This is a genomic window from Paenibacillus sp. Y280, from assembly GCF_056786335.1.
On record NZ_JBXCIW010000015.1, the window covers coordinates 43,754 to 68,403 of the forward strand.

22 protein-coding genes and 1 riboswitch are annotated in these 24,650 nt (G+C 48.4%); of the genes, 3 read left to right on the forward strand and 19 right to left on the reverse strand.

Annotated features, from left to right (window positions below; genetic code table 11):
• Nucleotides 1-6: 6 nt before the first annotated feature.
• Both AC1TPC_RS18625 and AC1TPC_RS18630 read right to left on the reverse strand, forming a co-directional pair.
• Nucleotides 7-2,895, reverse strand: coding sequence for an extracellular solute-binding protein (locus AC1TPC_RS18625; protein WP_482068372.1), 2,889 nt, complete (start codon nt 2,893-2,895; stop codon nt 7-9).
• Between the two features lie 177 nt (nt 2,896-3,072).
• Complete coding sequence (locus AC1TPC_RS18630; RefSeq protein WP_482068294.1) at nt 3,073-4,434, reverse strand: ABC transporter substrate-binding protein; 1,362 nt, start codon at nt 4,432-4,434, stop codon at nt 3,073-3,075.
• A 346-nt stretch (nt 4,435-4,780) separates the two neighbouring features.
• On the opposite strand from AC1TPC_RS18630, the gene AC1TPC_RS18635 reads away from it, so the two are divergent.
• Nucleotides 4,781-5,794 (forward strand): substrate-binding domain-containing protein, encoded by a 1,014-nt coding sequence (locus tag AC1TPC_RS18635; RefSeq protein WP_482068295.1) that lies wholly within the window; start codon nt 4,781-4,783, stop codon nt 5,792-5,794.
• 508 nt (nt 5,795-6,302) lie between these two features.
• Here the strand turns inward: AC1TPC_RS18635 and AC1TPC_RS18640 are convergent.
• The 13 genes from AC1TPC_RS18640 to AC1TPC_RS18700 form a co-directional block, all read right to left on the reverse strand.
• Nucleotides 6,303-6,968 (reverse strand): HNH endonuclease, encoded by a 666-nt coding sequence (locus tag AC1TPC_RS18640; RefSeq protein ID WP_482068296.1) that lies wholly within the window; start codon nt 6,966-6,968, stop codon nt 6,303-6,305.
• Between the two features lie 128 nt (nt 6,969-7,096).
• A complete protein-coding gene (locus tag AC1TPC_RS18645; RefSeq protein WP_169084850.1) occupies nt 7,097-7,237 on the reverse strand; it encodes a hypothetical protein in 141 nt (46 codons plus the stop codon).
• Between the two features lie 24 nt (nt 7,238-7,261).
• A complete protein-coding gene (locus AC1TPC_RS18650; RefSeq protein ID WP_482068297.1) occupies nt 7,262-8,209 on the reverse strand; it encodes a carbon-nitrogen hydrolase family protein in 948 nt (315 codons plus the stop codon).
• 177 nt (nt 8,210-8,386) lie between these two features.
• Complete coding sequence (locus tag AC1TPC_RS18655) at nt 8,387-9,073, reverse strand: ECF transporter S component (RefSeq protein ID WP_482068298.1); 687 nt, start codon at nt 9,071-9,073, stop codon at nt 8,387-8,389.
• Complete coding sequence (locus AC1TPC_RS18660) at nt 9,061-10,713, reverse strand: ABC transporter ATP-binding protein (protein WP_482068299.1); 1,653 nt, start codon at nt 10,711-10,713, stop codon at nt 9,061-9,063. The genes AC1TPC_RS18655 and AC1TPC_RS18660 overlap by 13 nt, the downstream gene beginning before the upstream one ends.
• Nucleotides 10,686-11,573 carry an energy-coupling factor transporter transmembrane component T gene (locus AC1TPC_RS18665; protein WP_482068300.1) on the reverse strand — a complete coding sequence of 296 codons (888 nt, stop codon included), beginning with the start codon at nt 11,571-11,573 and terminating at the stop codon, nt 10,686-10,688. The genes AC1TPC_RS18660 and AC1TPC_RS18665 overlap by 28 nt, the downstream gene beginning before the upstream one ends.
• Nucleotides 11,570-12,349: a DUF4430 domain-containing protein gene (locus AC1TPC_RS18670; RefSeq protein WP_482068301.1), complete on the reverse strand. Its 780-nt coding sequence runs from the start codon at nt 12,347-12,349 to the stop codon at nt 11,570-11,572. Before AC1TPC_RS18670 ends, AC1TPC_RS18665 begins: the two co-directional genes overlap by 4 nt.
• 183 nt (nt 12,350-12,532) lie before the next feature.
• Nucleotides 12,533-12,731: riboswitch (cobalamin riboswitch) on the reverse strand.
• 118 nt (nt 12,732-12,849) lie between these two features.
• Entirely contained in the window at nt 12,850-14,298 is a 1,449-nt protein-coding gene (gene lmr(B) / locus AC1TPC_RS18675) for a lincomycin efflux MFS transporter Lmr(B) (RefSeq protein ID WP_482068373.1), read from the reverse strand.
• Between the two features lie 57 nt (nt 14,299-14,355).
• The gene (locus tag AC1TPC_RS18680) at nt 14,356-14,943 is read right to left on the reverse strand and encodes a TetR/AcrR family transcriptional regulator (protein ID WP_482068302.1); all 588 of its coding nucleotides are present in this window, start codon (nt 14,941-14,943) and stop codon (nt 14,356-14,358) included.
• Nucleotides 14,944-15,380: 437 nt separating this feature from the next.
• Entirely contained in the window at nt 15,381-16,007 is a 627-nt protein-coding gene (locus AC1TPC_RS18685; RefSeq protein ID WP_482068303.1) for an FMN-dependent NADH-azoreductase, read from the reverse strand.
• Between the two features lie 163 nt (nt 16,008-16,170).
• Nucleotides 16,171-16,830 (reverse strand): response regulator, encoded by a 660-nt coding sequence (locus tag AC1TPC_RS18690; protein WP_482068304.1) that lies wholly within the window; start codon nt 16,828-16,830, stop codon nt 16,171-16,173.
• A 9-nt stretch (nt 16,831-16,839) separates the two neighbouring features.
• Complete coding sequence (locus AC1TPC_RS18695; RefSeq protein WP_482068305.1) at nt 16,840-18,492, reverse strand: sensor histidine kinase; 1,653 nt, start codon at nt 18,490-18,492, stop codon at nt 16,840-16,842.
• Nucleotides 18,493-18,600: 108 nt separating this feature from the next.
• Nucleotides 18,601-19,833, reverse strand: coding sequence for a multidrug effflux MFS transporter (locus tag AC1TPC_RS18700; protein WP_482068306.1), 1,233 nt, complete (start codon nt 19,831-19,833; stop codon nt 18,601-18,603).
• Nucleotides 19,834-19,997: 164 nt separating this feature from the next.
• Here AC1TPC_RS18700 and AC1TPC_RS18705 point away from each other — a divergent pair, with 164 nt between their 5' ends.
• On the forward strand, nt 19,998-20,939 hold the full coding sequence (locus AC1TPC_RS18705; RefSeq protein ID WP_482068307.1) for a ribose-phosphate diphosphokinase: 942 nt from the start codon (nt 19,998-20,000) through the stop codon (nt 20,937-20,939).
• A gap of 511 nt (nt 20,940-21,450) precedes the next feature.
• Here the strand turns inward: AC1TPC_RS18705 and AC1TPC_RS18710 are convergent.
• The 3 genes from AC1TPC_RS18710 to AC1TPC_RS18720 all read right to left on the reverse strand — a co-directional run bounded on the left by AC1TPC_RS18710 (nt 21,451) and on the right by AC1TPC_RS18720 (nt 23,007).
• Entirely contained in the window at nt 21,451-22,221 is a 771-nt protein-coding gene (locus AC1TPC_RS18710) for a DUF3891 family protein (protein WP_482068308.1), read from the reverse strand.
• Between the two features lie 251 nt (nt 22,222-22,472).
• On the reverse strand, nt 22,473-22,667 hold the full coding sequence (locus AC1TPC_RS18715) for a phytanoyl-CoA dioxygenase family protein (protein ID WP_482068309.1): 195 nt from the start codon (nt 22,665-22,667) through the stop codon (nt 22,473-22,475).
• A 25-nt stretch (nt 22,668-22,692) separates the two neighbouring features.
• Nucleotides 22,693-23,007 carry a hypothetical protein gene (locus AC1TPC_RS18720; protein WP_482068310.1) on the reverse strand — a complete coding sequence of 105 codons (315 nt, stop codon included), beginning with the start codon at nt 23,005-23,007 and terminating at the stop codon, nt 22,693-22,695.
• Nucleotides 23,008-23,200: 193 nt separating this feature from the next.
• Here AC1TPC_RS18720 and AC1TPC_RS18725 point away from each other — a divergent pair, with 193 nt between their 5' ends.
• A complete protein-coding gene (locus tag AC1TPC_RS18725; protein WP_482068311.1) occupies nt 23,201-23,656 on the forward strand; it encodes a helix-turn-helix transcriptional regulator in 456 nt (151 codons plus the stop codon).
• Nucleotides 23,657-23,695: 39 nt separating this feature from the next.
• Here the strand turns inward: AC1TPC_RS18725 and AC1TPC_RS18730 are convergent, their stop codons facing one another.
• Nucleotides 23,696-24,634 carry an aldo/keto reductase gene (locus tag AC1TPC_RS18730; RefSeq protein WP_482068312.1) on the reverse strand — a complete coding sequence of 313 codons (939 nt, stop codon included), beginning with the start codon at nt 24,632-24,634 and terminating at the stop codon, nt 23,696-23,698.
• Nucleotides 24,635-24,650: the final 16 nt, after the last annotated feature.

The following is a 24,650-nucleotide window of genomic DNA, read 5'->3' on the forward strand; positions in this document are numbered from 1 at the left end:
CCCCCCTTATTGCGGTAAACCAAATTCTTTTCGTTTCGTCCGAATTTCATCCTGCATGTACTGGACATAGTCCATGATCGATTCGCGCGCTTCCACTTGACCAACTACCGTCTTATAGAAGGCATTAAACAAATGGCGTCCTGTGAAGTAGCCGCCCGGCACCTCTGGCATGCCCTGTACCCATTCAAACTGCGCTTTTAAATTTTCATAATCAGCAACCGGCCAAGGCAGGCTGTCCAGCGCCTTAATGTTCGCGGTCGGATAACGCGCCGCAGCGCCCATCAGCCCTTCCATTTCCCGTCCGAATACCGTTTGCGTAGCATCGCTCGTCCACCATTTCATAAACTGCCAAGCCGCATCCTTATCCTCAGCTTTGTTCAGCATAATGACGGCGCTGCCGCCGCTTGGCACCTCGCGGTTAACGGTTCCGTCCTTCTGCAACGTCCCCGGAATAGGCGCGAAGCCCCACATTCCGCGAATTTCAGGCGCGAACACCGAAAGCTGATTATAGGTCGTATAATCCGCTATGCCGATCGGCATTTGTCCTGTACGGAAACGGTTGGCGAAATCATATTCGCGCTCTAATTTGTAATCCGTATAAAACTCCGTCCACTGCTTAAAGGTCTCAATCCCAACGCGGGAATCCAGATCCGACTCCTTGCCGCCATCGCGATAGAAGGAGCCGCCATTCTGGAAGAGCAGCGCTGCATACATCGAGTTGGGAGGAATGTTCTGCCCCTGCACGGCAGCCTGTGCGACGACTGGCAAACCAAATTGCATATGGTTTTTGCTCAGCACAGCAAGCAGGTTGGAAACATCATCCCATGTTTGCGGCACTTCAAGACCAAGCTCGCTGAGCACATCCTTGCGATAAAAAAGCATATTGAACGTTTGCGTCTCCGGCAGTGCAAATACGCCATCCTCATAGCTGTATGGCACGATTGCGCTAGGGCGGAACTGATCCTTCACCTCTGCAAAATCTGCAAATTGGGTCAAATCAATGGAAGCGTTCCTCATCGCAAAGTTAACGGGGATATCGTTGTCGATCTTCATCGCAACATCAGGCCCTTGGCCGGCTAGCGTTGCAGGAAGGAGCGTTCCCATATTAACCAGCTTCAAATTGACATTGATGCCCGTAACGGAAGTGAAAGTCTCATCGATCATCGCTTTCATCGTGTTCGCCTGGTCCCGCCCGCTGCCAATCCATACGGTAATGGAGCGCTCGGCATCGTCTTCGGCTACATTGCCGATTTGGTTATAATCCGTGAAGAAGGAGGATACAAACGTCGTTGCCTCGTGCTTCAGCTTTGCGCCAAGTCCCATCCCCTTCTTCGGGAATTTCTTATCCGGCGAGGCCACATAGATCGTGTCAATCTCAAGCGGCTGCTGCCTTGCTTGCTGCACCCAAGTTCCGAGCCCGCCTGTATTCGTCTTATAAGCCGTCAGCCTTCTTGGAACGGTGTCAGGTTCCTTTATCATCTCGTCCAATTGCAGCGCCATCGTCTTGAGCAGCGCTTCTTGGTCACTCGATTGGCCGGATAATTTCACCAATTGAGCCGCGATTGCTTTCAGGCGGTCGCTTTCGGCTCCGAACACAGCAAGCAAATCCGGCACTTTTTTATCAAGCTGATAATCGCGGAATTCATCGGGCTTCGTGCCCGTAATCATCAATATTTTGCGGTACATTTCATTCAGGTTATAAAGACTCTCCTCCACTTCCCGAATAAGGGGGGCGAATTCGCCAAGACTGACCGCAAGCCGCAGCGTATGCTTGCCCTGCTCCAGCTTGAACAGGTACGGATCTTTGCCGCCCATTACATCGAGCCGGTAGCCGCTTTTATAACGGAATGGGATCATCTCCATCTCCTTGAAGGGCAATTCGCCATCAATCGTGAGGGTTCGGGTCGAATATATGCCTCTTACAAAATTTTGCTGCGATTTAAAGGCGATTTTGTAAAGCCCCGTCTTTGGAACATCGATCTCCCATTCCATCCACTGGCCGGGCAAGCGCCAGTTGAAGCCGCCGATCGTGTTGATTTTTATTTGCGAAGCGCTGTACGGATATACGGCAGCGCTTGAGCGTTCACTGAGCGGGTATAAGGTTGGTGACGATTTGGCACTCGAGGCTTCCCCTTCAATGGCAATCATCTGACCTTCCGTTTCCTTTATTTCTTCTGCATCATATTGCCTAAGCATTTGTTCATATGGCAATGGCGCAGCCTGCTGGTAAAGCTTGAGCTGCTTGATCACCATCGGTTCCCTAGTAGATTCCAGCGTAATCGTATGAGTGCCGCGTGAAAAATAAAATAGAAAAGGTTCATTCTCATAGCCGTCGGAATCTTGGAAAGCTTTCTCGCTCCAGCGCGGCTTCTCGATTTGCTTTGGCCTTAGATCATTGCCTTGGTTGTCCTGTACGATCTGCTCTTTCTGATTGTCCCAAATCCGGTCAAACTGCAAAAAGGCAGCCTCTCGGAAAGGTCGCTCCCCGTCTATCCATAAAGCGCGCTCAATGGCTGAGCTTTTCCCTTCAATCGGATAATAGAGCAGCGATAGGTTGTACAAGCCTGCTTGCTCAACTTGAAACGTCCAATCCGCCTTGCCTGATTCGCCAGTCAGGAGCGATGTGCCTTCCATGCCCTCATAATGATCGATTTTCTTAAATCCAGCCCCATCCAAACGGCTGTAATCCGCTGCTTCCAGAACAATCTCTTTATCCGGCCTGGCAGCCCCTTCGTGCTCCGTCCTATACTGCGCATATTTGCGTTCATTATATAAAGCGCTCTTATCATTGCCGCTTCCCACATGTTCGTCCGTTGAAGCGCTGCTTGAGGATGAATTTGCCTGAATGTCGGGGCCAAATGGAAGAACAATTAAAAATGCCAAAACGACAGGCATGATTTTCCTAGTTATGTTTGATAGCCGCAAATTGCTTACCACCAGAAGTCCTCCTTACAAGCGGAAATAGTTTCTTTCGTCCATGGCGGGCGGGGAAGCTTAAAGTCACCTATTCAGAAGAGTAGGGGAAGTCGCAAGGACATCCCCTAGCATTCATAACAAGACCATAATGATCAATTACTTGCCCAGCTTGGCGATAGAAGCTTCTGCTTCAGGCTTGTATTTCTCAGCGGTTGCGGTTACCGATTGATTGTTCACAACAATATCTTCAATGAATTTCCCAGTCGGGAAGTCCGGATAAGCATCATCCAGCAAAATTTGCCCTGTACCGTTAATATGATCGCGAGTCATAAGGATATCTTCTTCGTGGTTGTAGAGACTCTCCAGCCATTCTTGGCTTGGGAACTCCTGCGTATTTGGAATATCAAACGTCTCTTCATAAATTTGATAGACGAGCTGCGGGTCTTTCACGCCCTTCGGAATAAACTTAGCTGCTGCGGCATTGTTCGCAAATGTCACTTCTGGGCTGCCTTGAGGACCGTTCGGCATCGGAACGACACCGATATCGAACGTTAAACCGCCTAGATTCCATGCTGCGGATATAAACATGGCCACATCGCCGTCTTTAAACGTATTCGACTCTTCCCAGTTCGTTTTATTTCCTGATTTGACTCTTACAACGTTTTCGACATTGTACATGCGGTTAACGAACTCTGCCGCTTCAATCGTTTTTGGATCTGTGAAGCCTTGTGTACCGTCTGTCTCGTTAACGATAAAACCGCCGTTTGCTGCAGCGAGGTTGCGGAATAAATCATGCGACCAGCCGGAATAGCCGTAAACGTCGATTTTGCCGTCATTGTCTGTATCCTTCGTTGCAAGCTTGGCGATTTCCATAAATTTATCCCAGTTCCATTGACCGCTCGTATACAGCTCTTGCAGATCTGGAAGTCCAAGCTTCTTGAATAGGTCACGGTTATAATGCATCCCCGTGCCGCCCGAACCCGGATCGTCGAACGCATATTCTTGACCTGCAATTGGAGGCGACTTCGCGATTAGATTCGCTTCGCCGTTTATGTTCGAGGCATTAGTCGTGAATTCTCTAAGAGGAAGCAGCTGCCCTTTCAAAATAGCAGGCAATGCCGATTTGTACTCCATCTGCACGATATCGGCGAATGGCTCGCCCGATAGAATTGTCGCTGTAAATTTTGGCATATATTCTTCAAATGGCACGTTTACGAATTCAATCTTGACGTTGTATTTCTTCTCAACCTCTTCGATTTTCGCTAGGCGTGCTTTCTCAGATGTAGTTGTCCCAGCGGGCTTCATGTCCCACCATGCTGCTACTTTAATGACGCGGCCGCCCATATCGACCGGCTCCGGTGTTGCGGCCGCCTCTTCCGGCGCTGCAGTCGCCTCTGTGGCAGCGCTTTCTTTTGGTGCTGCGTTGTTTTCTTTATTTCCGCTATTGCCGCCGCTGCAAGCTGTAAGTATAAGCATTAAACATAATACGAGAACGGATAATCCTTGTATTTTTCTCATGACCAAACCTCCCAATTTTACATTCATCAGTGGATATTGAACAAAAAGCATCCATTAATAAAGCGCTTGCATAAATGAATAAAAAAAGCGACTGCCTTGCTCCCTTTCAAACCACCGCCTTGTTTTTGTTTTGTTATTTGTTATATTTGTTTTGCATAACGAATGTATCACCAAAAACAATTATGGTCAATTGTTTTCTTGTTGTTATTTTAAATAACGGGTGAAAAAATAGCCATAAAGGCCCATCTTTTCTGTTCTGAAGCTTGTTTTTAACCAAAAAAACAGCTATATTTAGTCACATAACAAAATAACAAACTCGAAAACAAAACAATATGAGTAAGGTAGGATGACAGATATGCGGCGTAAAGTAACGATTCAATCAATAGCTGATTTTACTGGTCTGTCGAAGTTTGCTGTATCAAGGGGATTGTCCGGCAAATCTGGAGTCAGCCCACAAACAAGGGAATTGATATTGAGAGCGGCAGGACAGCTTGGTTACTTTAAGGACTCGCAAGCTGCTCCTGCTCCGAGCGAGCTTCTGGACACCGATAAGCGGAACTGGACGGGGACGATTCTCGTGCTCTTTCCGAACGTGCGTTATCAGAACACCGAATCGCTGTATTGGGGGCCGATATTTAACGGCATTTCTGCCAGGCTGAATCAGAAGGGCATTAATATTTTAACGTTAACGGAGCCTACGGATGATTCTATGTTCTCTCTTTTAAATCCTGAAGCCATACTAGGCATCATAACAGTCGGATCCATTTCGACACCTGTTTTGCTGGATATTAAGCGGTTAGGCATTCCTGTCGTTATGGTCGATCATTTCGATCCATGCTTTCATTGCGACTCTATCTTTACCGACAACTTGTCCAGCATGAGAGAAATAATGAACTCGGTTATTACGAAGGGCTACAAGAGCTATCAGTTTTTGGGCAATATTAGAGATGCGCAAAGCTTTTACGAGCGTTATCTTGGCTTCCGCTCTGCGCTTGAGGATCACGACATCGAGCTGAAGCAAATCCCTTCGCTAATGGGACCAGAAATTGAAACCTTTCACGATACGTTTAAGGCTGCTGTCTTGGAGCATGGCTTGCCTGAAGTATTCGTTTGCGCCAACGATATTTTTGCATTATTCGCGCTGGAAACCATGAAGAATACAGGAATGGCTATCCCCGAAACGCTCGTATTTACCGGCTTCGACAATACGCATCCGCAAATCCCTTTCCTTGCCACGGTGAATGTGGATAAGGAGCTGCTGGGCAAGCGTGCAGTCGATAAAATGCTATGGCGTATTCTCAACCCCGGCACAAGCTATGAAAAAACGCTCATTCAAGCTGAGGTTATGATTCGAAATTAAATTTCCCGGTCACAAAAGGGCTGACCCAAAAGAGTTCGCACGGAATGTGAACATCCCAATATTTAAGCGAAAGGACCTCTTAACCCCCACTGCTAGGTGGGGACGAGGTCCTTTTTTTATTCCTATCATTCGCTCCTTAACCTTGCTTTCCACATCGGTTATTTTCGTTTATTCCATCGCTCATTGTTCTAACCCGTTAGTTTGAAATAAAATGCAACCTCAAATCATTTCAGTTGGGTGGATTTACAGGAAAATCTCCATCTATTTTCCTAATGAGACGTCAGTTCGATCATCTAGCTGGAAAAACTCCCGTTAATCGGAGCACTTTCACTGAAATAGAGTCGAAAGCGAAAAATTAACGGGAGAAAATCCATCTAAAGCTTATTTTCGCCCAAAAACACTTGAAATAACGGGAGTTTTTCCCGTTAATGCTGAATCTAGAGGGCGCATCCCCATGGACTTGGAAGCAAGGTATTCCTCCTCATCCCCTTGTTCGCGTCGTTAACCGTTATTCTGGGGTAATCTCTTCGAATTTCATAAACGATTCGATATCCTGATCCGCCTTCGATTGGTTGCAAGCATTGCACGCGCAGACACAATTGACTGGCGTCGTATGCCCTCCCTTGGCACGCGGCAGCATATGATCGATCGTATCTCCGAATTGTCCGCAAAAATAACAGGTATGCTCGTCCCGCTCCAAAATATAGCGCCGAAAATCCTTGTTGCTGAACAATCTTCGAATCGTATGCCGGTTGACAATAACCGCAGCATGCTCCTTCACGAGCGTTATCGCCAGCTCCAGGTCTATTTCTTGATACCACCGCCGACCTTTATCCGTCTTGCCTCTCATCCAAATCGTCCCTTGCCGAGTCGTTTTTAGAGCGGCGGGGTCATTCGGTAATGGGATGGAAGGCCTTGGAGGCGAAGAAGGCTGTGGTTTGGATGCTTGAGCGCTGCGTCGTTTCACTACATTCTCTTTGGCCGCGACAGCTGCCAATGGTGCAGCTGCAGCCAAAGGGGCGACAGCAGCCTTCGCCTTTCTGCAAGCCCGGCATGCGCCGCGGCGCGATCCGGCACTTGAGCGTCTGCCCGTTCGCCGCAAAAATTCGGAGAGCGGCTTCTCTTCCTTGCAGCTGGCGCATTGCTTAGTGACAAGAGGTTCTGTTTCATCCATCAGTTTGTCCGGGGCATCTCTCTTGGTTATGCTCCCGATTTCGTCCCCTCATGTTTTTCTCCTATTGTAGCATTAAATGCAAAGCCATGGGAGCTTCGCTTCAATGACACGAATAAAGCCGCTTCTGGCTAATAGTGTTTGCCTTTCGTCTCGGTATCCTGGTCTTCCCATCTCCGGGAGTATGCCTTATTCGTAATCCAAAATGTAATCCATGCTAAAATAACGACAATAATCGCAGAAGCGATCCATACGCCAACTGGTACTTCCATTTGAGTTCCTCCTCATCAATATAATCAAGTAAAGGTTACAATGCTTTGCTTCGATTCGTTCACGTGAAGCTGAAATATATCCGAACGGTTATAGTGGCCGACAACGTCGAAATCAAAGCGGCTTGCGGTCACAAGCGACATATCCAAATCCGCGTACAAAATCGTCTCTTCCCCATATACCGGCTCGGTTACATAATCACCCAAAGGGCCAACGATTGCACTTCCTCCCCGGCATAGCGTATCCGGGTCCTGCGCAAGCTCCGCATAGCCATTTAGATCCGCTGGATAAGAGTCCTTTGTAACAAACTGGTTGCTCGACAATACGTAGCACCTCCCTTCGCATGCTATATGCTTCAGCGTTGCTTGCCATGTATCTCTTGCATCTGCTGTTGGCGTTACTAAAATATCGATCCCTTTCGCATACAAGGCCGTTCTGGCAAGCGGCATATAGTTCTCCCAGCAAATTAACCCGCCGATTCGGCCAAATGGAGTATCAATTACGGTAAGCGTACTCCCGTCGCCTTGTCCCCAAAGCAACCGTTCCGAGCCGGTCGGCATCAGCTTCCGATGCTTGCCAAGCAACCTGCCGTCCGGTCCGATATAAATAATGCTATTGTAAAGCGTTGAACGGCTATAATCCTGATCCCGCTCCACAACGCCTACGATCAAATAAACGCCAGCTTCCTTCGCGACTTCTCCAAGCAAATCGGTATCCGTTCCGGGAACATCAATCGCGCTTTCCCAATAGCGTGCAAAGTCCTCGCGTCCTTCCATCGTTCTGCTTCCGACCCGGGCGCCGAAGGAGAGCCCTCTTGGATAGCCGGCGATAAATACCTCGGGAAAAAGCAGCAGCTTGGCGCCTTGTGCCTGCGCTTGCTTGGCATAGCCTGCCATTTTGTGAAAGGCGGACCATTTATCGAATAATATCGGAGCTGCCTGAACGACAGCTACCCTTGCGTTTCGTTCGTTCATCTTCGCCGTCTCCTTCTTAAATCCAGCCAATGATATTCAACTCACCTTATAAGACAATCATAAATGGATCTCCCCCACTTGTAACCGTCCAATTGGCGTGTATTTTACCCAACCAATTTAAGCAACAAATAAGACGCCAGCATAATTGCTGGCGCCTGATTTTTTATACAATGAATGTTACGAATCCAATAAGCCATACTTCTTCTTGAACCGAGACAAAATAGCGATCCAGCTGCTGCCAAACACAGCAAGGAAGAACACATTTGACAGCGCATGCGCAAGATCAAAATAAAAGCTTTGAATATAGGCGATAATAATCAAATTCCAGCTCAGCGCATCAGGCAAGCCAATGATATACCATATATTCATGATCCAGCCGAACAGAAAGCCCCACACAAAGCCGAATGTAAGCAAGCCGATCTTCGTTTTGATGAGCCAAGTATGGCGAAGCCAGCCTGCAGTAGCCCCAATCATGCCCCAGCAAAACATTTGCCACGGCGTCCACGGCCCCTGTCCAAGAAAAATATTTGACACTACCGCGGCGATTGCTCCAATAATGAAGCCCGACTCCGCGCCAAACACGATTCCCGCAATAATGATCACGAACGAAGTAGGCTGTACACTTGGCAATGGCGCGAACGGCACGCGGCTAACGGCAGCAATTGCAGCCAGTACAGCTAGAATGACGATTTCGCGGGCTTCAATCGTCCGTCTCTCAAACCTTGCAAAGAAAGGCAGCATCGTTACAAAGAGCAGCACAATGCTCAGCAGCAGGTAATGCTCATCTGTAATGGCTGCCGATAACGCCATGGCTGCAATGAACAGCCCGATGCTAGCGAGAAACCAAAGCTTTAATTTGCCCATCGATCGATCACATCCTTGGTCGTCAAGGCATCCGGAAGCCATTCGCGAACCGTTCGGTTGATGGCCGTCGTATAGAAATAATTGGTTCCAAAAAAAGCTGCCGGAGCTGCTTCCGCTGCTATCGCTCCGTCAAACAGCATCGCACAGCGCGTCGCATGCTCAGCGGCAAATTCAATATCATGCGTAACCATGACAATAGTTTTGCCTAATTGACAAAGCTGCTGCAGCAGCTCCGCTGTTCTCTGCTTCGCAATAGGATCAAGTCCCTTCGTCGGCTCATCGAGGCACAGCACATCAGGATCTCCAAGAAGCACCAGCGCAAGCGCTGCTCGCTGCTGTTCCCCGCCGCTCAAATCATAAGGATGCATCGGCAATATTGCGGCGATCTGGAGTGCGTCTACGACGCTTGCGATCTTGCGCTCACGATCCGCGAGTCCCGCGTAATCGGCCATTCGCTGCAGCTCCTCTTCAACGGTATCGTAGCTGAAGTAGAGGAGCGGATTTTGAGCTAAATAGCCTACCTTGCTATTTTTCTCCCGCTTCACCTTGCCTCGCTGCGGCTGCAAAAGTCCAGCCATCATCTGCAGCATCGTCGTTTTTCCGGCCCCGTTGCCGCCAAGCACCGCCAAAAACTCATGCTTGTACACGTTAAGCGACAGCTTCTTCAGCACCTCTGAACCCGTTTTCTCATACTTGAACGTAATTTCATCACAGGCTAGCAGCCATTGCTTCTCACCTTGCAATTGGTGTTCGCGATTATGTTCATGCTGCGATAAATCCGGCTTTATTCCGCCTTGGCCAGCCAGCCACTGCTTTCCTTCCCGCACCGTAAGCGGAATATCTTGAGCTGCAATAGGCTTGCTTGACGCATGAGCTGACAAAAACAGCTTCGTGACGGAAGGCAAATACGACATATCATTTGTCGCTGCTTCATTTGCTAAGATCGATTGGCATAGCTCCCTCGGGGCAGCGTTGTACTTTACTCTGCCGCCCTCCAGCATAACAATTCGATCTGCAAGCGGGATAACATCCTCCAGCCGGTGCTCGCTAATGATGACTGTCATAGACATTTCCTGATTCAAGCGGTAAAGCAGCTGCAAAAAATCACGCGAAGCAACCGGATCAAGCTGCGAGGTCGGCTCATCCAGCAGAAGCAGCTTCGGCTGCAGCAGCAGGACGGAGGCAAGATTTATCAGTTGCTTCTGGCCTCCCGATATTTCATGCACGGACTTGTAAAGCAGCTCCTCAAGACCGAAGAAATGGCTTATCTCAGCTAGACGCTTGCGCATAACCGCCTGCTCATAACCGACATTTTCCATCGAAAAAGCAAGCTCATGCCACACCTGGTCCATCACGATCTGATTCTCGGGATTTTGGAAGACCATGCCGATATGCTCTGCCGCCTCTATCGCAGGGAGCTCATCCAGCAAAACACCATTATACATAACGGAGCCAGAGCGTTTGCCTACCGGAAGTGTCTCTTTTTTCAAATGCCGAAGCAGCGTCGTTTTCCCACAGCCCGAAGCGCCGCATAAAACGACGAATTCGCCCTGCTTCACATTAAACGATACTTCGTCCAGCGCCGCCCCCTTTGCTTCGGGATAGCGGAACGTCAATTGATTGACTTGAATGACTTCCATGACCTTCTCTCCATTCCTTCGAGTACGACCGGGGTTAGCAGGAAAGCACAGTAGCACCCATATGCAAAACCTTCCCCTCGGTGAAATTGCATCGTTTCGAGCCGCGGATAAATGGTCAGCACGCCAAAGCCCTGTGCCCAGCCCCATAGGCATGCAAGTCCCATCGCAGTTAAAAATAAGAGCGTATATCCGTCTCTTCGATCCATGCGGTATATGACGTACGAGCTCCGCTTAGCCGCGCCATAACCGCGCGCTTTCATGGAATCCGCCGTCTGCAGCGCTTCCTCAAGCGACCAGGTCAATAACACGCGAACGAGCAGCATGCCGTCCTTGCTGCGCTTCCGCAGGCTGCCCTCCATGATCGATACGCCCTTTGTCCGCTGTACGGTTGTAATCTGCTCCAGCCTTCGCAAAAAAAGCGGCACGAAACGAATCGACATTGACGTGAGCAGAGAGGTTCGCGGAAGCACGCGGGAAAACAAATACATCCATTTGTCTGTCGTGACGATATGCTGAAACGATACGAATGCAAGTAAAATCCCTAATAAGGAAAGCATCATCGTCACTCCGTACAAAATCGCTTCCAGCGTAATTGGCTGATCCATGAAATAAAATAAAATATGCCTCCCGCGATGCGAAAAAAGCGGATTGAGAACAGCGACGGAGCCGCCCATCAGCACATAATAAGGAAGCAGCTTAAGCAGCCGCTTCCCTTCGCCGTGAACAATAATAACGAGCATGACCACAGCAAGCGAGGTCAGTAGAAATAAAGGGTGGAAGAGAAGCATGCTAAAAGCGATCGCACCCGCGTAGTAGCTGAAGCTTGTGATCGGATGTACGGAACCGAAGGCGGTATTCATTCATATTCAGCTCCTAGATCCTTGCCGAGATCAATCGTGTACAGCCACTCGATAACATCGCCTTCCTTGAGCGCATAGGCACCAGCGCTTTTGTTGGGAAATTCGCCATTTACTTTGTACATCCAGCCGCTCTTCGCGCCGTGATCGAATTCGTATACGTTATCGATCCCTTCAATATACGCCGCTGCTTTTAAACCTTTGTACTCCATCTGAATTTTATTTTTCCGGGTAATTCTCTTCAACACCTCAAGCACCGTATCGTCCTTTTTGAGCTCGATGGCGGTCGGTTCAAGCACAGTGCCCGTCTCTTCGTCCGCTACAATCGAAATGGTCACGATATTCGCTGGCTGCGGCGTTACGGCAGGCGCAGGCTCATCCGTCTTAACCGGCTTCGCCGTGGCACTTGGAATCGCTGAAGGGGAAGTAATCTGCTCCTTCGCTGCGGGAGCTTTGACCTGGTTAGCGTCAGGCTTTGGCGCAGCTGTTGCCGGCTTATCTCCTGCGGCGTCCGCAGGCTGCTTATTTTCTGTGCTGTCCGTCGAAGTCGACTTTGGCTCAGCTGCCGGGGCAGCCGCCTCGGATTTCACTGCCTCGCTTGTCGCTGAAGGCTGTTCCTTGCTGCCGGCATTCGTTGCTTGATCGCCTTGCGATGCACCGACTTCCTGCGTCTGATTCGCCTGTACATTCACCTCTTGCCCCGGTGCGGCGCAGCCAGCTAACATACCAATAATCAGTACGAGTATGATGCAGCCGGAAAACCATCTTTTACTATTCACAACCATCGTCTTCTCTCTGCTCCCTTTCAACCTAACTAATCAAACAACGCTGTTAAAACAAAAAAAAGATCCCTCTTTGAAAGGGATCTGCATGTCAAATTAAAGATCAGTTCAGCATATAAATAGGATACGATATGTGCTGCGTTTCGATCACGCCTCCTCATTCTTACCCCCGAAGAATAGGAAACAAAATAAGAAAAGGCAGGTCTCCTGGCTCGTGCGTCATCACGCTTCTCTGCCTTCCCATCCTTTGATCGGACAGTGGCTTGTTTAGAGAATCGCTCTTCACTTACAGTGGCGGGACCGCGCCGGCGTTGCACCGGACTTCCCTATTAAGCAAACAAAAAAACGACTTGTCTGCACCTTTTCTTTATCATTATTCGATTGTTTAATCAATCATATCGGGATTGCAGTGGTTTGTCTATAACAGATTGCCTGTTAACGAGCAAGAAGATTCGATCGCATGTGACGGTCGAATCTTCTTGGTTCGTGCCTATCGATTAATGCTGCTTGCTCTTGCCTACATGAACCCGTTTAATGAAGAAAGCGACGATCAAGCCGACAATAGCTACGATCATAGCGAATATAAATGCATCCGAGATGCCCGCTGTCATCGCGAGCGGCGCATTGGCAGGATCGGTTGGATCATCCACGCCCTTCATAAAGCTGTTCATACCTGCAGTCATGATGCTTACGGCAACGGCTGTGCCGATTGCGCCAGCAACCTGCTGGAGGGTGTTCATAATCGCTGTTCCATCCGGGTAAAGCTCAGGCGGGAGCTGATTAAGACCATTAGTCTGAGCAGGCATCCACACCATGGAGATCCCGATCATCAAGCAGGAATGAAGCACAATGATGAGTGCAATCGTGGATGCTGTCGTAATGCCAGAGAAAAACCATAGCACAGCGGCAACGATAACAAGCCCCGGAATAACGAGCCATTTTGGTCCGAATTTATCGAACAAGCTGCCCATAATCGGTGACATAATCCCGTTCAAAAGTCCGCCTGGCAGCATGATAAGTCCTGCCGTTAATGCGCTAAGACCGAGTCCGCTGATCAAATACATGGGCAATACGAGCATCGATGATAAAATAACCATCATGCAAATAAACACCATTAGCGTACCTACAACGAACATCGGATGCTTAAATGCCCGCAAATTCATCATCGGCTGCTTCATCGTCAATTGACGAATAGCGAATATGACAAGCGCCAGAAGACCGACGATCATCGAAGCGATCACTTTTGTGCTGCTCCAGCCGCCTTCTCCTTCGCCCGCGCTGCTGAAGGCAAACACGATGCCGCCAAAGCCAAGCGTTGAGAACACGAGGGACATGACATCAATTTTAGGCTTCGTAATCGTGGATACGTTCTGCATATACATAATCCCGAACAATAAAGCAATAATTAAGACCGGCAGCGATAACCAGAAAATCCAATGCCAGCTCAAATTTTCAATGAGAAGACCTGCAATCGTTGGGCCTACGGCAGGCGCGACCATAATGACGAGCCCGATAACACCCATCGCCGCTCCCCTTTTTTCAGCAGGGAAAATAATGAGTATCGTATTAAACATAAGCGGCAGCAGCAAAGCAGTGCCTACGGCTTGAATGACACGCGCCGCCATTAACACTTCAAAGCTTGGGGCAAGCGCCGCTACAAGCGTACCGAGTATGGAAAAGCTTAGCGCCGCTATAAATAGCTGTCTAGTCGTAAACCATTGAAGCAAGAGTCCCGAGACGGGGACCAAGATCCCAAGCGTAAGCAGGTATCCGGTTGTCAGCCATTGAACGGTCGGCGCCGTTATGTTGAATACGCGTATCAAATCGCTAAGCGCCACGTTTAAAGCCGTTTCACTGAACATACCGACAAAGCCGCTTAATAATAATGAAATCATGATGGGGATGACTTTATATTTCTGTTCCGTTTTTTGATGCGTTGCTGCCATTGTTGCTTGCAAGCTCTCCACTCTCCTACATTCAATCTCTCTTTTATTGATGACCTCTCATAGAGATGGGCATTGATTAATCAAATAGGGCACACACTTCGCCGCAGAAATTAACGGCTGCTTATCTCGCTTCGTCAAAGCGAGGATCAGCGCACCTTCCAGCAACGAGACTAAGACGACACTTACTTCCTCTGCTCTTGCCTCATCCATGCCTGTGAAAATCAACCTGCCTGAGATGACGGCCTCCCAGGAGGCAAACACATCCTGCCCCGCAGATCTCAGCTTATCGCTAATGGCAGAGGTTTCCACAGCCATCCAGAAGCTAAATGGCATGAAGCCTTGAAAATCATATTTTTCGGCATCCTCCCCCATATCGTGAACGAATGCCTGCACCGCATCGGACGGGTCCTCAAATGCTGCAAATTTGGTTTTCCACCGCTCGATAACAAACGCCTTGGTGCACGCGATGCATTCCAGCGCCAGCTCTTCCTTGCCTTTTGGAAAATAATAATACAAGGAGCCTTTTGGACATTTGCTCTCGTTAATAATTTGGCTTAATCCTGTAGCATGATACCCTTTTGTGAAAAAAAGCCTTGATGCTGTATCCAAAATATTTTGGCGGGTATTTGGTTTTTCCGTATTCATTCACCCCTCGATTATAGCGATCGGTCTATATAATAAAAACATTAGCAACGCTGCTAAGTCAACCTTTTTTTGTTGGATACACTCTCATTTGTTAATGTCCAACCCATCTTCCGACCCGTCCAGCCGTCCAAAATATCATGGCTGTACAATTAATTGGAAAATCCCGCTATTCCAATAAAATCTAGGTGAAAATGGAAGTTAGCAGGATTTTCTACCGTTAATTTTCTATTTTTTACCGAATGGGGGGTGAAAGTGTCTAAAAATGATTTAAGGATGTTCGACTAAGAAGAGGTGATCGAAAAAGATTACGGCTTCCTTCCAGCACGAAAAACGCAAAACGAGCCTTAGAAACGATTCTAAAGGCTCGTTGCGCATGATTTGTGGAGTTTATTAGCAGCTTTGACGATAGATCTGCTGCTTATGGTTGTATCTTTTTATTAGAAGCCTACAGCTACTTTCTTAGCTTGCTCAAGACCAGTAGAAACAATCGTTTCTGCTTGATCAGGAAGCTGGTTGTGGCCTTCGATAATGATGCTTTCTACGTTTTGGACACCGAAGAAGCCCATTACAGTACGAATGAAGTTGTAGGACATTTCAACTGATGCCGCTGGACCCTCAGAGTAAATACCGCCGCGAGCGTTAAGCAATGCGACTTTTTTATCAGTAATCAGGCCGACTGGACCTTCAGCTGTGTAAGAAAATGTTTTGCCAGCTTGAGAAAGGTAGTCAATGTAAGTGTGCAATACTGCAGGAACGGTAAAGTTCCAAAGCGGGAATGCGAATACGACTTTGTCTGCTGCAAGAAATTGGTTGATATATTTATCGGATACTTGTACGGCTGCTTGCTCTTCTGCAGTCAGATCGTAGCCGCGCGCTGCTTTAAAGTTTCCGTTGATCATATCAGCGTTCATGTAAGGCAATTCTTCTTTGAACAAATCAAGCTCAACAATTGTGTCTTCTGGGTGGCTGGCTGTGTAGCTGTCCAGAAATGCTTGGTATAGCTTAACGCTTGTTGCCTGCTCGATTCCACGATCGTTTGCTTTAATAAATAGTACAGTACTCATAATTTTTTCCCTCCAAGGCTGAATTGTATTTACTTTTTGTAAGTACCTTTATTGTATTAAGTTTTGATGTCGGCAGCATCGGCAATTAGACCGAAAAATAGTCAAAAAAAAACCGCCTAAGGCGGAGGACTAGTCTTAAGACTATAGTCGTACAACTCTTGCGTTAATCGCTGCCATTCATCAATTGTACCGCATACAACGCAGCTTGCGTGCGATCCGTCAAATTCAATTTGCTCAAAATGCTGCTCACATGCGTCTTAACGGTTTTCTCGGCAACCGTCAGAGCGTGTGCGATATCTTTGTTGCTCATTCCTTTTGTCAGCAGTTGCAGCACCTCAAGCTCCCTTGGCGTCAATATTTCGGCTAACCCGCGGCTAGGAAGCTTCTTAACCTCCTCTGCCTGAGGAGCCATCTGTGCAAGCAGCGCGGCTGAAATGTCCGGATGCAGCTGAACATTGCCTTTATAGGCGCTTCGAATTGCTTCTGCAAGCTGATCCGGCTCCACATCCTTCAGCATATAACCAATTGCCCCGGATTGCAGCGCTGGAACAATATGGCTGCGGTCCGAGAAGCTTGACAGCACCAGCACTTTAATTGCAGGATTGTTTTGGGCAATGAGATTGCTTGCTTCAATGCCGTCCATAATGGGCATATTCAAATCCATCAATACGATATCAGGCAGCAATTCGGCTGCTTTCTTAACCGCTTCCTGTCCGTTATGCGCTTCGCCAACCAGCTCGAAATCAGGCTGCATGCTCAGAAAGAACGAAATACCCTTTAATACGATAAGATGATCATCTACCAGCAAAATTTTTATTTTCACAGCCGCACCTCATTCCTCGTCCCACATTTCCATTTCTTTCGCAACCGGTATCGTAGCCTGAATGACCGTTGGCTGCCCCTTGCCGCTCTTGATCGATAATTCGCCGCCTAGCGTTTCCGCACGCTCCCGCATGGAGAGCATACCCATCGACAGCCTACCTCTCCGCTTCTCAGGTGAGAAGCCTCGCCCTTTATCCATAATTTCCATGCTCGCAACATGCTCCGATTTCACCAAACGAACATATACAGCATTCGTATCCGCATGCTTCTTCACATTATTTAAAGCCTCTTGCCCGATTCGCCAGAAGGCTTCCTCGATCGCTCGCGGCAGCTCCCGTACCCCCTCTACCTGCTCATATACGGTCAAATCCATGCTTTTCCCGTATTGCTTAAGCGCAGTGATCAGCCCATGCTCCAGCCCCGCAGGCCGAAGCTGCCATATGAGTGTCCGCATCTCCTTCAAGGCTTCCTGAGACAGCTGCCTGATTTCTTGAAGGGATCGCTCCACAATCGGTTCCTTGCCTGCAAGCACCGTCTCGGCGCCTTTAGCAAGGAAGGATAGCGAGAATACCTTCTGGATGACCGAATCATGCAAGTCTCTTGCCATCCGGTTCCTCTCCTCCATGCGAGCCAGCTCCCGCCGCTGCTCGTATACGCGTAGATTTTCTACGCTTAGCGTAAAATGATCGCCAAGCGAGTACATGAAATCCTCCAAGTAATCATCGAACTGCTTGCCGAGCTGGCTGCTGATAAACAGCACGCCTATCGGGCGGCTTCTTATCCGGAGGGGAATCGCCACCGCAGACGAGAAGGGAGGTATGCCGATGGTCGATAGACTCGAGCGAGGCACCTCATGGCAATCCGATAGCTTTACGAGACGATTTTCACTGAACGCCGTGCTTACCGGTCCCCCTTGATCGATCGCGAGCGACAGCCACTCTTTTTTGACTTGATTATCCGAATAATGCGCACGAAGCGATAATTGCTGCTGTTCATACATAAATAGCGACACATGCTGCCAATGAAACGTATCGCCGATCTGCCTTACCGCTTGAAGCGGAAGCTGATTAATATCCTGTATCGCGTTGATTTTTTGGATGACATCGCCGAGCTTGGCATAATGCAGCGCGTGCTGCTCCTGCACCTGATACAGCCGGATTCGTTTAATCGCCGTCCCGATCTGGTAAGCTACCGCCTGCAGCAGCGCCAGCTCCTCCTCTGTCAGACGCACTTTCCCCGCATGCGCGACGTTTAACAGACCAAACTGATCTAATCCAGCTTTTAGCGGTACTGTCGCATGATGGGATACGCCCTCCGTGTCTCCAAACCCATGCGTATTGGCGTATGTAATTCTAGAGCATTCTATAATATTAACGGCCTGATGCAGCTTGTGCTGCTTGTAGCTCTCCACGCACCAGCATTCCGAGCCGCACATGACCGCCTGATTATTCGCTTTTAGCCCTTGCGGCAAATTATGTGTTGCAACGCATAGATTATCGCGTCGATTATCGATTACAAATATCCAGCCCGTGGTAAAGCCTGTGACCTGAAGCAGCTTGACGAGCACGTCATTGAGCATTTGATCCATATCGTTCGTACTGTTAAGCATCTCCGCTATTTCCTTCAATGCGACCAGCTCGTAAGCTCTAATCTCTTGCGACATGCTCCCACTCCCTTCTAAGCACACATTATACACCTTGCGCTGCAGCAAAAAAAAGAGCAGTTCAATGAAGCAGCATTCACTGTTTCATCGAACGGCAGCAGCTAGGCGCTAACGCTTCTTGATCGGTTTTTGGATGAGAAAGATATAGCAGGCCACGGCGCCCAGCTCGGAAATGGCGATCCATATGCCCATTGGCAGTGCATTTGCGCTACCGCCGAGACCCACAAGCGGCGCCATAATGCCGCCAAAGGTAAATGACATGAGCCCAAGCAGCGCGGACGCGCTTCCTGCTGCATGGCCATGCTTCTGCATCGCTAGAGAGAAGCCCGTCGTGCTGATCACCCCTACGCTTGATACAACAAAGAACAACGGAATAAGAATCGCAACAAGCGGCGCTTTTGCAATGATCATAAGAAGCAGTGCTGCTCCTGCTATCGCTGCTATAGCGAGGCCAATGACGAATAGCTTCTTCTCTCCAACCTTAGCCGCGAAACGCCCTGTCAGCTGACTGAATAAAATAATGCCTAAACCATTTAGGGCAAATAACAGGCTGAACCCTTCCTGCGTTACGCCGTAAATATTTTGAAGCACAAATGGCGATCCTGCTATGTAAGCGAACATCGCTGCCATTACAAGTCCTTGCGCCAGCGCATAGCCCATAAACGAACGGTCGCGCAGCAAAACACCAAAGATGCATAACGTCTGGCGGAAGCCGCCTGCCATTCGTTTCTCGGGAGGAAGCGTCTCCGGCATGCCAAACCATACCGCTGCAAAAATAATGACTCCCCATGCGCCAAGAACGATAAACACGCCTTCCCATGACGCAACCTTTAGCAGCTGTCCTCCTGCGATAGGTGCAAAGATAGGCGCTGCGCCGTTGACCAGCATCAGCATCGCAAAAAACTTGGTAAGCTCAGGACCCGTATACATATCCCGCACAATAGCCCGCGAAATAACGATTCCTGCCGAGCCGGAAAACCCTTGAATGAATCTTAGTACGATTAGGATGCCAATGGTTGGCGCGAACGCGCAGAGGATGGATGATAGCCCGTATACAGCTAGAAAAATAAGAAGCGGCAGCCTGCGTCCCTTTATATCGCTCCACGTACCGGAAAATAATTGGCCTACGGATAATCCAATCATACAGGCCGTTAAGCTTAATTGTACAAGCGATGAGCTCGTATTGTAATCGCTCGTTAGCTGAGGCAATGCAGGCAAATACATGTCAAGGGACAACGGACCAAATGCAGACAATGAGCCTAGTAAAATGATGAGCCACACTCGCTTTGCCCCTGTAGACTGATTAGCCTTAATTGAAAGTATTTTGCTGTGACCGATCACTTGCGGCATCTCCTTCTCCACTTCATTTTAGATTGTTTTACTTTATCACCTTTCATTATTAGATCCAATACCTTTCAAACTCAGTTAATGATTTGTCCTCCATTGCAATGTTTGTTATGATTGAGCAAACAATGTCGATTCCCGTAGTTTTAAGGAGAGATCTCATGCAAAAAGTTAAAATTTTTTCCGGTACCTCAAACGAGAGGCTAGCCGAGGAGCTCTGCAAGGAACTTGAGGTACCACTTGGGAAAGTAGCGATCTCCAGACATCAGAGCGGAGAAATTCATGTATCCTATCAGGAATCGATCCGTACCTGCGACGTATTTATCGTCCAATCGCTATCCCATCCCGTTAACGAGCATTTAATCGAGACGCTTGTCATGATCGATGCAGCTAAGCGCGCATCAGCCAAAACCATCAATATCGTCATGCCTTATTATGGCTACGCAAGGCAAGAAAGAAAGTCTGCCCCGCGTGAGCCGATTTCGGCAAAGCTAGTGGCGGATGTGCTGACTACCGTCGGCGCCAATCGAATTGTTACGGTCGACTTGCATGCCGATCCGATCCAAGGCTTCTTCGATATTCCAGTCGATCATTTAACGGCGCTTGATTTGATCATCGAATATTTAAGATGCAAAAAAATTAAAAATCCTGTTGTCGTATCCCCGGATGCGGGACGGGCAACAACCGCTGAAAAGCTGGCTGGCTTGCTCGATTGTCCGTTCGCTATCATGATCAAAAATCGTCCAGCGCATAATCAGTCCGAGATTACGCATATTATCGGAGACGTCGAGGACATGACACCGATCATTATCGAAGACTTGATCGATACGGGCAGCACGATCGTGAACGTCGTTGAGGCGCTTAAGAAGAAAGGCGCACATGATTCATACATATGTGCAACACATGGGCTCTTCTCGGAAAATGCGCTTGAGAAGCTTGACCATCCGAACATTCGCGAAGTCGTCATTACCGACACGATTGCGATTGGCAAAGCTCGTTCCGATAAATTTATCGTACTTCCCATGTCGCCGCTTCTTGCTACAGCAATCAAAATTATTACAGAAGGCGGCTCCATTGCAACGCTGTTCAAGGCAGGCACATAAGTGAATTCGGCTTAACCGCTTCGACTAATAGAGTGATACCCCCATGCCAATTGGCATGGGGGTATTTGCTGCCTTGGTGCATAGCTTTGGATATGCATGATCTGTTGTTTCTAACCTTCCCCGTCTTAACCCTATTTTAACGCTGCGTAGGCGATTGATGTGCTGAGAATGGGGCTGCACCCTCTAAAGTCAGCATTAACGGGAATAACTCCCGTTATCTCAAGTATTTTTGGGCGAAAATAAGGTTTAGATGGATTTTCTCCCGTTAATTTCCCGCTTTTGACCCTATTTCGTTGAAAGCATTCCAATTAACGGGCGTTTTTTCAGCTAAATGAACGAACTGACGTCTTGTTAGGAAAATAGATGGATCTTTTCCTGTTAATCCCACCCAACTGAAATGATTTGAGGTTGCATTTTATTTCTAACTTATGAATTAGAATAATGAGCGTCGAAAATGCCTGTGGAAAGCATGGTTAAGGAGCGAATGCATGGGACAGTCGTATTCGAAAGCCTATATGCGCTTTTCTTGAAACAGAAGCTTAAGCTCCTGCAATGGCTCGCGTGCATAAGCCTGCGCAATGCCGTATCTGCTAATATTATCCTTGCTCACTTCCTTGAATAACAAGGACGTCTCCACTGGCCTGCTGAACGGAAACGGCTGCAATTCAATCGTAGACTGATCCGTCCAATCGGCAATCAATGACGTGCCGCCTGTGCGATCGAACCAGTACGTAAAGCCTTCCGAGAACCACTCATATTGCTGACGCGGCGTACCCGGCTTCTCCATGCATGCAAATAGCGACAGCTCATCGCAAAGCAACAGCGCCTTCGCATGATGCTGGAGCAGCTTCACATCCAATTGAAGACGCTCGATAATCGCGCTCTGGCGCGCAAACTCTTTTTCCACGAATGCAATCGTATCCTCGTTTCTGAATTTCTCCGCTAGCGTCGTATATAGAATGCTGCCGAGCAGCGCTGCATACTCGCTCGTTTCCTGAATGTGATCCAGCCCCTTGGAATAGAAGAAAAACCGGATATTGCCTGGAAAATCGCGGAATGAGAAAGGAATATGGCCGGCATCATTCCAAAGCGGAATACGGTCCAAATCAATCCAGCTGCTGTCATGCTCATATGCGGCATAGGCCAATTCTTCTCTACGCTCGGCGCTATGAAATAATTCTCCTTGCCACGCAGACACAAGATCTCCGGAAATGCGTGCATGATCATGCTGCGCTATTAATATGAATGCATCTTCCTTCTCGTACACAATCATCGTTGTCATCCCTTCCCTCATGCCGATATGGTCAATAAGCCTGTTTATATTTGTCCAATCCGATTGTTCTGCTCATAGGTTTGCTCAATTTCCTCTAATCTAGAAGCCTCCATGCGCCTCTCCCTTATTCATCTATTTTCTTTTAATTGTACCATTGCCACAGCTTAATCGGCTATGCGCTGCTAACTATTTGAGCAACAAGATAGTCGCATGTCCAGCCGTTCCTTGCAGTCAGTTATTCATTTTTTGTTCATCATCTTCTAGTGCGGATACGCCGTTTCGAATTCAATTCCACCGTGAATGAGATTTCCGTTAAAAAACAACACGTCGCCATTATCCATAATAACCGGAATCGCCTTCTGATCCTTTGGCGGCTTGACGTAATGCGTCGTGAAGGACTCGGTGGAATCGGCTAATTCCGGGCAGCTAATCTCATGCTCGCTCGTTTTTGGCACGACCAGCAAACCGCCGTTTTCCTCATTAGCCGCATCGATTGCCGTCCATGTACAAATCAGCTAATACAGCCATCACCGGCTCATGCAGCATATATTGTTTGGCTGTGTCATTAAAGCGATGGGGATGCATCACCCGCGGAAATCGCTTTAAAGGATCCTCGCACTCCCTTGACAAATCCGGCTCGAACAAGCCCGGTACTGTCGTATGGCTAATTCCCTCGAATGTATTTTCAATGAGACGAATGTCCTCGTGCGAGAATAGATCCTTTATTACGATATAGCCATCCGCAACAAATTGATTGACCTGCTCACCCGTTAAAACGTTCAATTGCCTTGTCATCGCCTATCTCTCCTTCAATGATATTTCATTGCTCTTGACATAATCATAGAGCTTTCGTTTATTTTTAAGGAAGAATGATTGCTGCTGAAAACTATTGGTATTCTGCTTTTTTTCATTCGGAGAAGGAGACGAATATGGTTTCATATAACAGTGCATAGTCGCAAACGTTCCCGATGGCAATATGCAAAGCAGGGTGCAGCAAACCTTCCATCATATTTTGAATGATTCCCGCGAGCGGACGAGCTTCTGGCATATGCTTTGCAAAAATGGCTTGCGTGAGGTTATATTGCTCTCTGCGCAGCTTTTAGAGCAGCGGCTTGACCCGCGCATCGAGCTCGCGCTGCAATATTTATCCCGCAATAGGCAGCAAGCGATCCGAATCGACGATTTAGCCAAATCAGTTGGCCTATCCGTCTCTAGGCTTTCCCATCTCTTCAAGCAGGAAACGGGTGCAAGCGTGCTGGATCATCTGAACTGGCTTCGGCTGCAGCAAGCCGCATTGCTGATGGAGCACATGGGCCGGACGGCCACGGAAGCCTCGCTCGATGTCGGGTTCTACAACTACAATCACTTTGCTGCTTTATTTCGCAAAACATACGGCATTAGTCCCAGAACGTACAAAAAGGACAAAGCTGCTCAGAAGGAGTAGCTTTGTCCTTTATTTTCTTCTATACCATCATCCGTCTTATTAAACCTTTTGCGTTGCCAGATCGAGCCAGTCCATCTCTTCCTTGGTCAGCTGAATAAGCGAGCCAGCATCGCAGGAATGAAGCTCTTCCGCTGATTGCGCGCCGATTAAGGCACAAGTCGGAAACGGCTGATTAAGCACATAAGCAAGCGCGATTTGGATAGCGCTGACGTTTTTCTCCGCTGCAAGCTGCTTCGCGCGCTCAAGGCGCTCCCAATTTTCATCGCTATAAAATACGCGCACCAGATCGGCGTTGTCGCGTACCTCGGGGGAGAATCGGCCTGTGAAGAAGCCTCTTGCTTGCGACGACCAAGACAGCAGCGGGAATTGCTCCTCCTCATGCCAAGCGCAGGTCTCCGCATCGGCAGACACGCAGCCTGCCCAGAACGGCTCGTTCGCTTTGGCAAGACTAAGGTTCGGACTGCTGAACGAGAATCCTACGAGCCCTTTTGCAGCTGCATATTCATTCGCTTCCTTAATCCGCTGCCAGGTCCAGTTCGATACGCCAATCGCCCTTACAGCGCCTGATTGCACATGCTCATTAAGAATATCGATAACTTCTCCAGCAGGTACGGAAGGATCATCGCGATGCAGCGCATAAAGGTCAATATAATCGGTTTGCAGACGTTTTAGACTATCAGCCAAATCCTGGCGTATCGCTTCTCTGCTCACCCGCGGGCCGTCTTTATTATGATGCGCGCCTTTTGTCAAAATAACGATTTGCTCGCGGTTGCCCCGCTCCTGCATGTAACGTCCAATGACTTCCTCGCTTTGTCCGCCGCAATAAATATGCGCCGTATCGATTGAATTTCCTCCAATCGCTAGAAAAGCATCCAAATTCGTTGACGCTTTCTCGTACGTATCATGATAGAAGTAATCCGAGCCCTTCATTAAGCGCGATACCGGCTTTGGCGATCCTTGTATTTGAATAAATTCCACTAATTCCTACCTCCTT

Bases quoted from the DNA above. Each gene is read 5' to 3' on its own strand.
- AC1TPC_RS18630 (WP_482068294.1), bottom strand. From the start codon at position 4,434: ATGAGAAAAATACAAGGATTATCCGTTCTCGTATTATGTTTAATGCTT.
- AC1TPC_RS18645 (WP_169084850.1), bottom strand. From the start codon at position 7,237: ATGGAAGTACCAGTTGGCGTATGGATCGCTTCTGCGATTATTGTCGTT.
- AC1TPC_RS18650 (WP_482068297.1), bottom strand. From the start codon at position 8,209: ATGAACGAACGAAACGCAAGGGTAGCTGTCGTTCAGGCAGCTCCGATA.
- AC1TPC_RS18680 (WP_482068302.1), bottom strand. From the start codon at position 14,943: ATGAATACGGAAAAACCAAATACCCGCCAAAATATTTTGGATACAGCA.
- AC1TPC_RS18710 (WP_482068308.1), bottom strand. From the start codon at position 22,221: ATGACAACGATGATTGTGTACGAGAAGGAAGATGCATTCATATTAATA.
- AC1TPC_RS18655 (WP_482068298.1), bottom strand. From the start codon at position 9,073: ATGGGCAAATTAAAGCTTTGGTTTCTCGCTAGCATCGGGCTGTTCATT.
- AC1TPC_RS18685 (WP_482068303.1), bottom strand. From the start codon at position 16,007: ATGAGTACTGTACTATTTATTAAAGCAAACGATCGTGGAATCGAGCAG.
- AC1TPC_RS18665 (WP_482068300.1), bottom strand. From the start codon at position 11,573: ATGAATACCGCCTTCGGTTCCGTACATCCGATCACAAGCTTCAGCTAC.
- AC1TPC_RS18635 (WP_482068295.1), top strand. From the start codon at position 4,781: ATGACAGATATGCGGCGTAAAGTAACGATTCAATCAATAGCTGATTTT.
- AC1TPC_RS18705 (WP_482068307.1), top strand. From the start codon at position 19,998: ATGCAAAAAGTTAAAATTTTTTCCGGTACCTCAAACGAGAGGCTAGCC.
- AC1TPC_RS18695 (WP_482068305.1), bottom strand. From the start codon at position 18,492: ATGTCGCAAGAGATTAGAGCTTACGAGCTGGTCGCATTGAAGGAAATA.
- AC1TPC_RS18720 (WP_482068310.1), bottom strand. From the start codon at position 23,007: ATGACAAGGCAATTGAACGTTTTAACGGGTGAGCAGGTCAATCAATTT.
- AC1TPC_RS18625 (WP_482068372.1), bottom strand. From the start codon at position 2,895: ATGCCTGTCGTTTTGGCATTTTTAATTGTTCTTCCATTTGGCCCCGAC.
- AC1TPC_RS18660 (WP_482068299.1), bottom strand. From the start codon at position 10,713: ATGGAAGTCATTCAAGTCAATCAATTGACGTTCCGCTATCCCGAAGCA.
- AC1TPC_RS18640 (WP_482068296.1), bottom strand. From the start codon at position 6,968: ATGGATGAAACAGAACCTCTTGTCACTAAGCAATGCGCCAGCTGCAAG.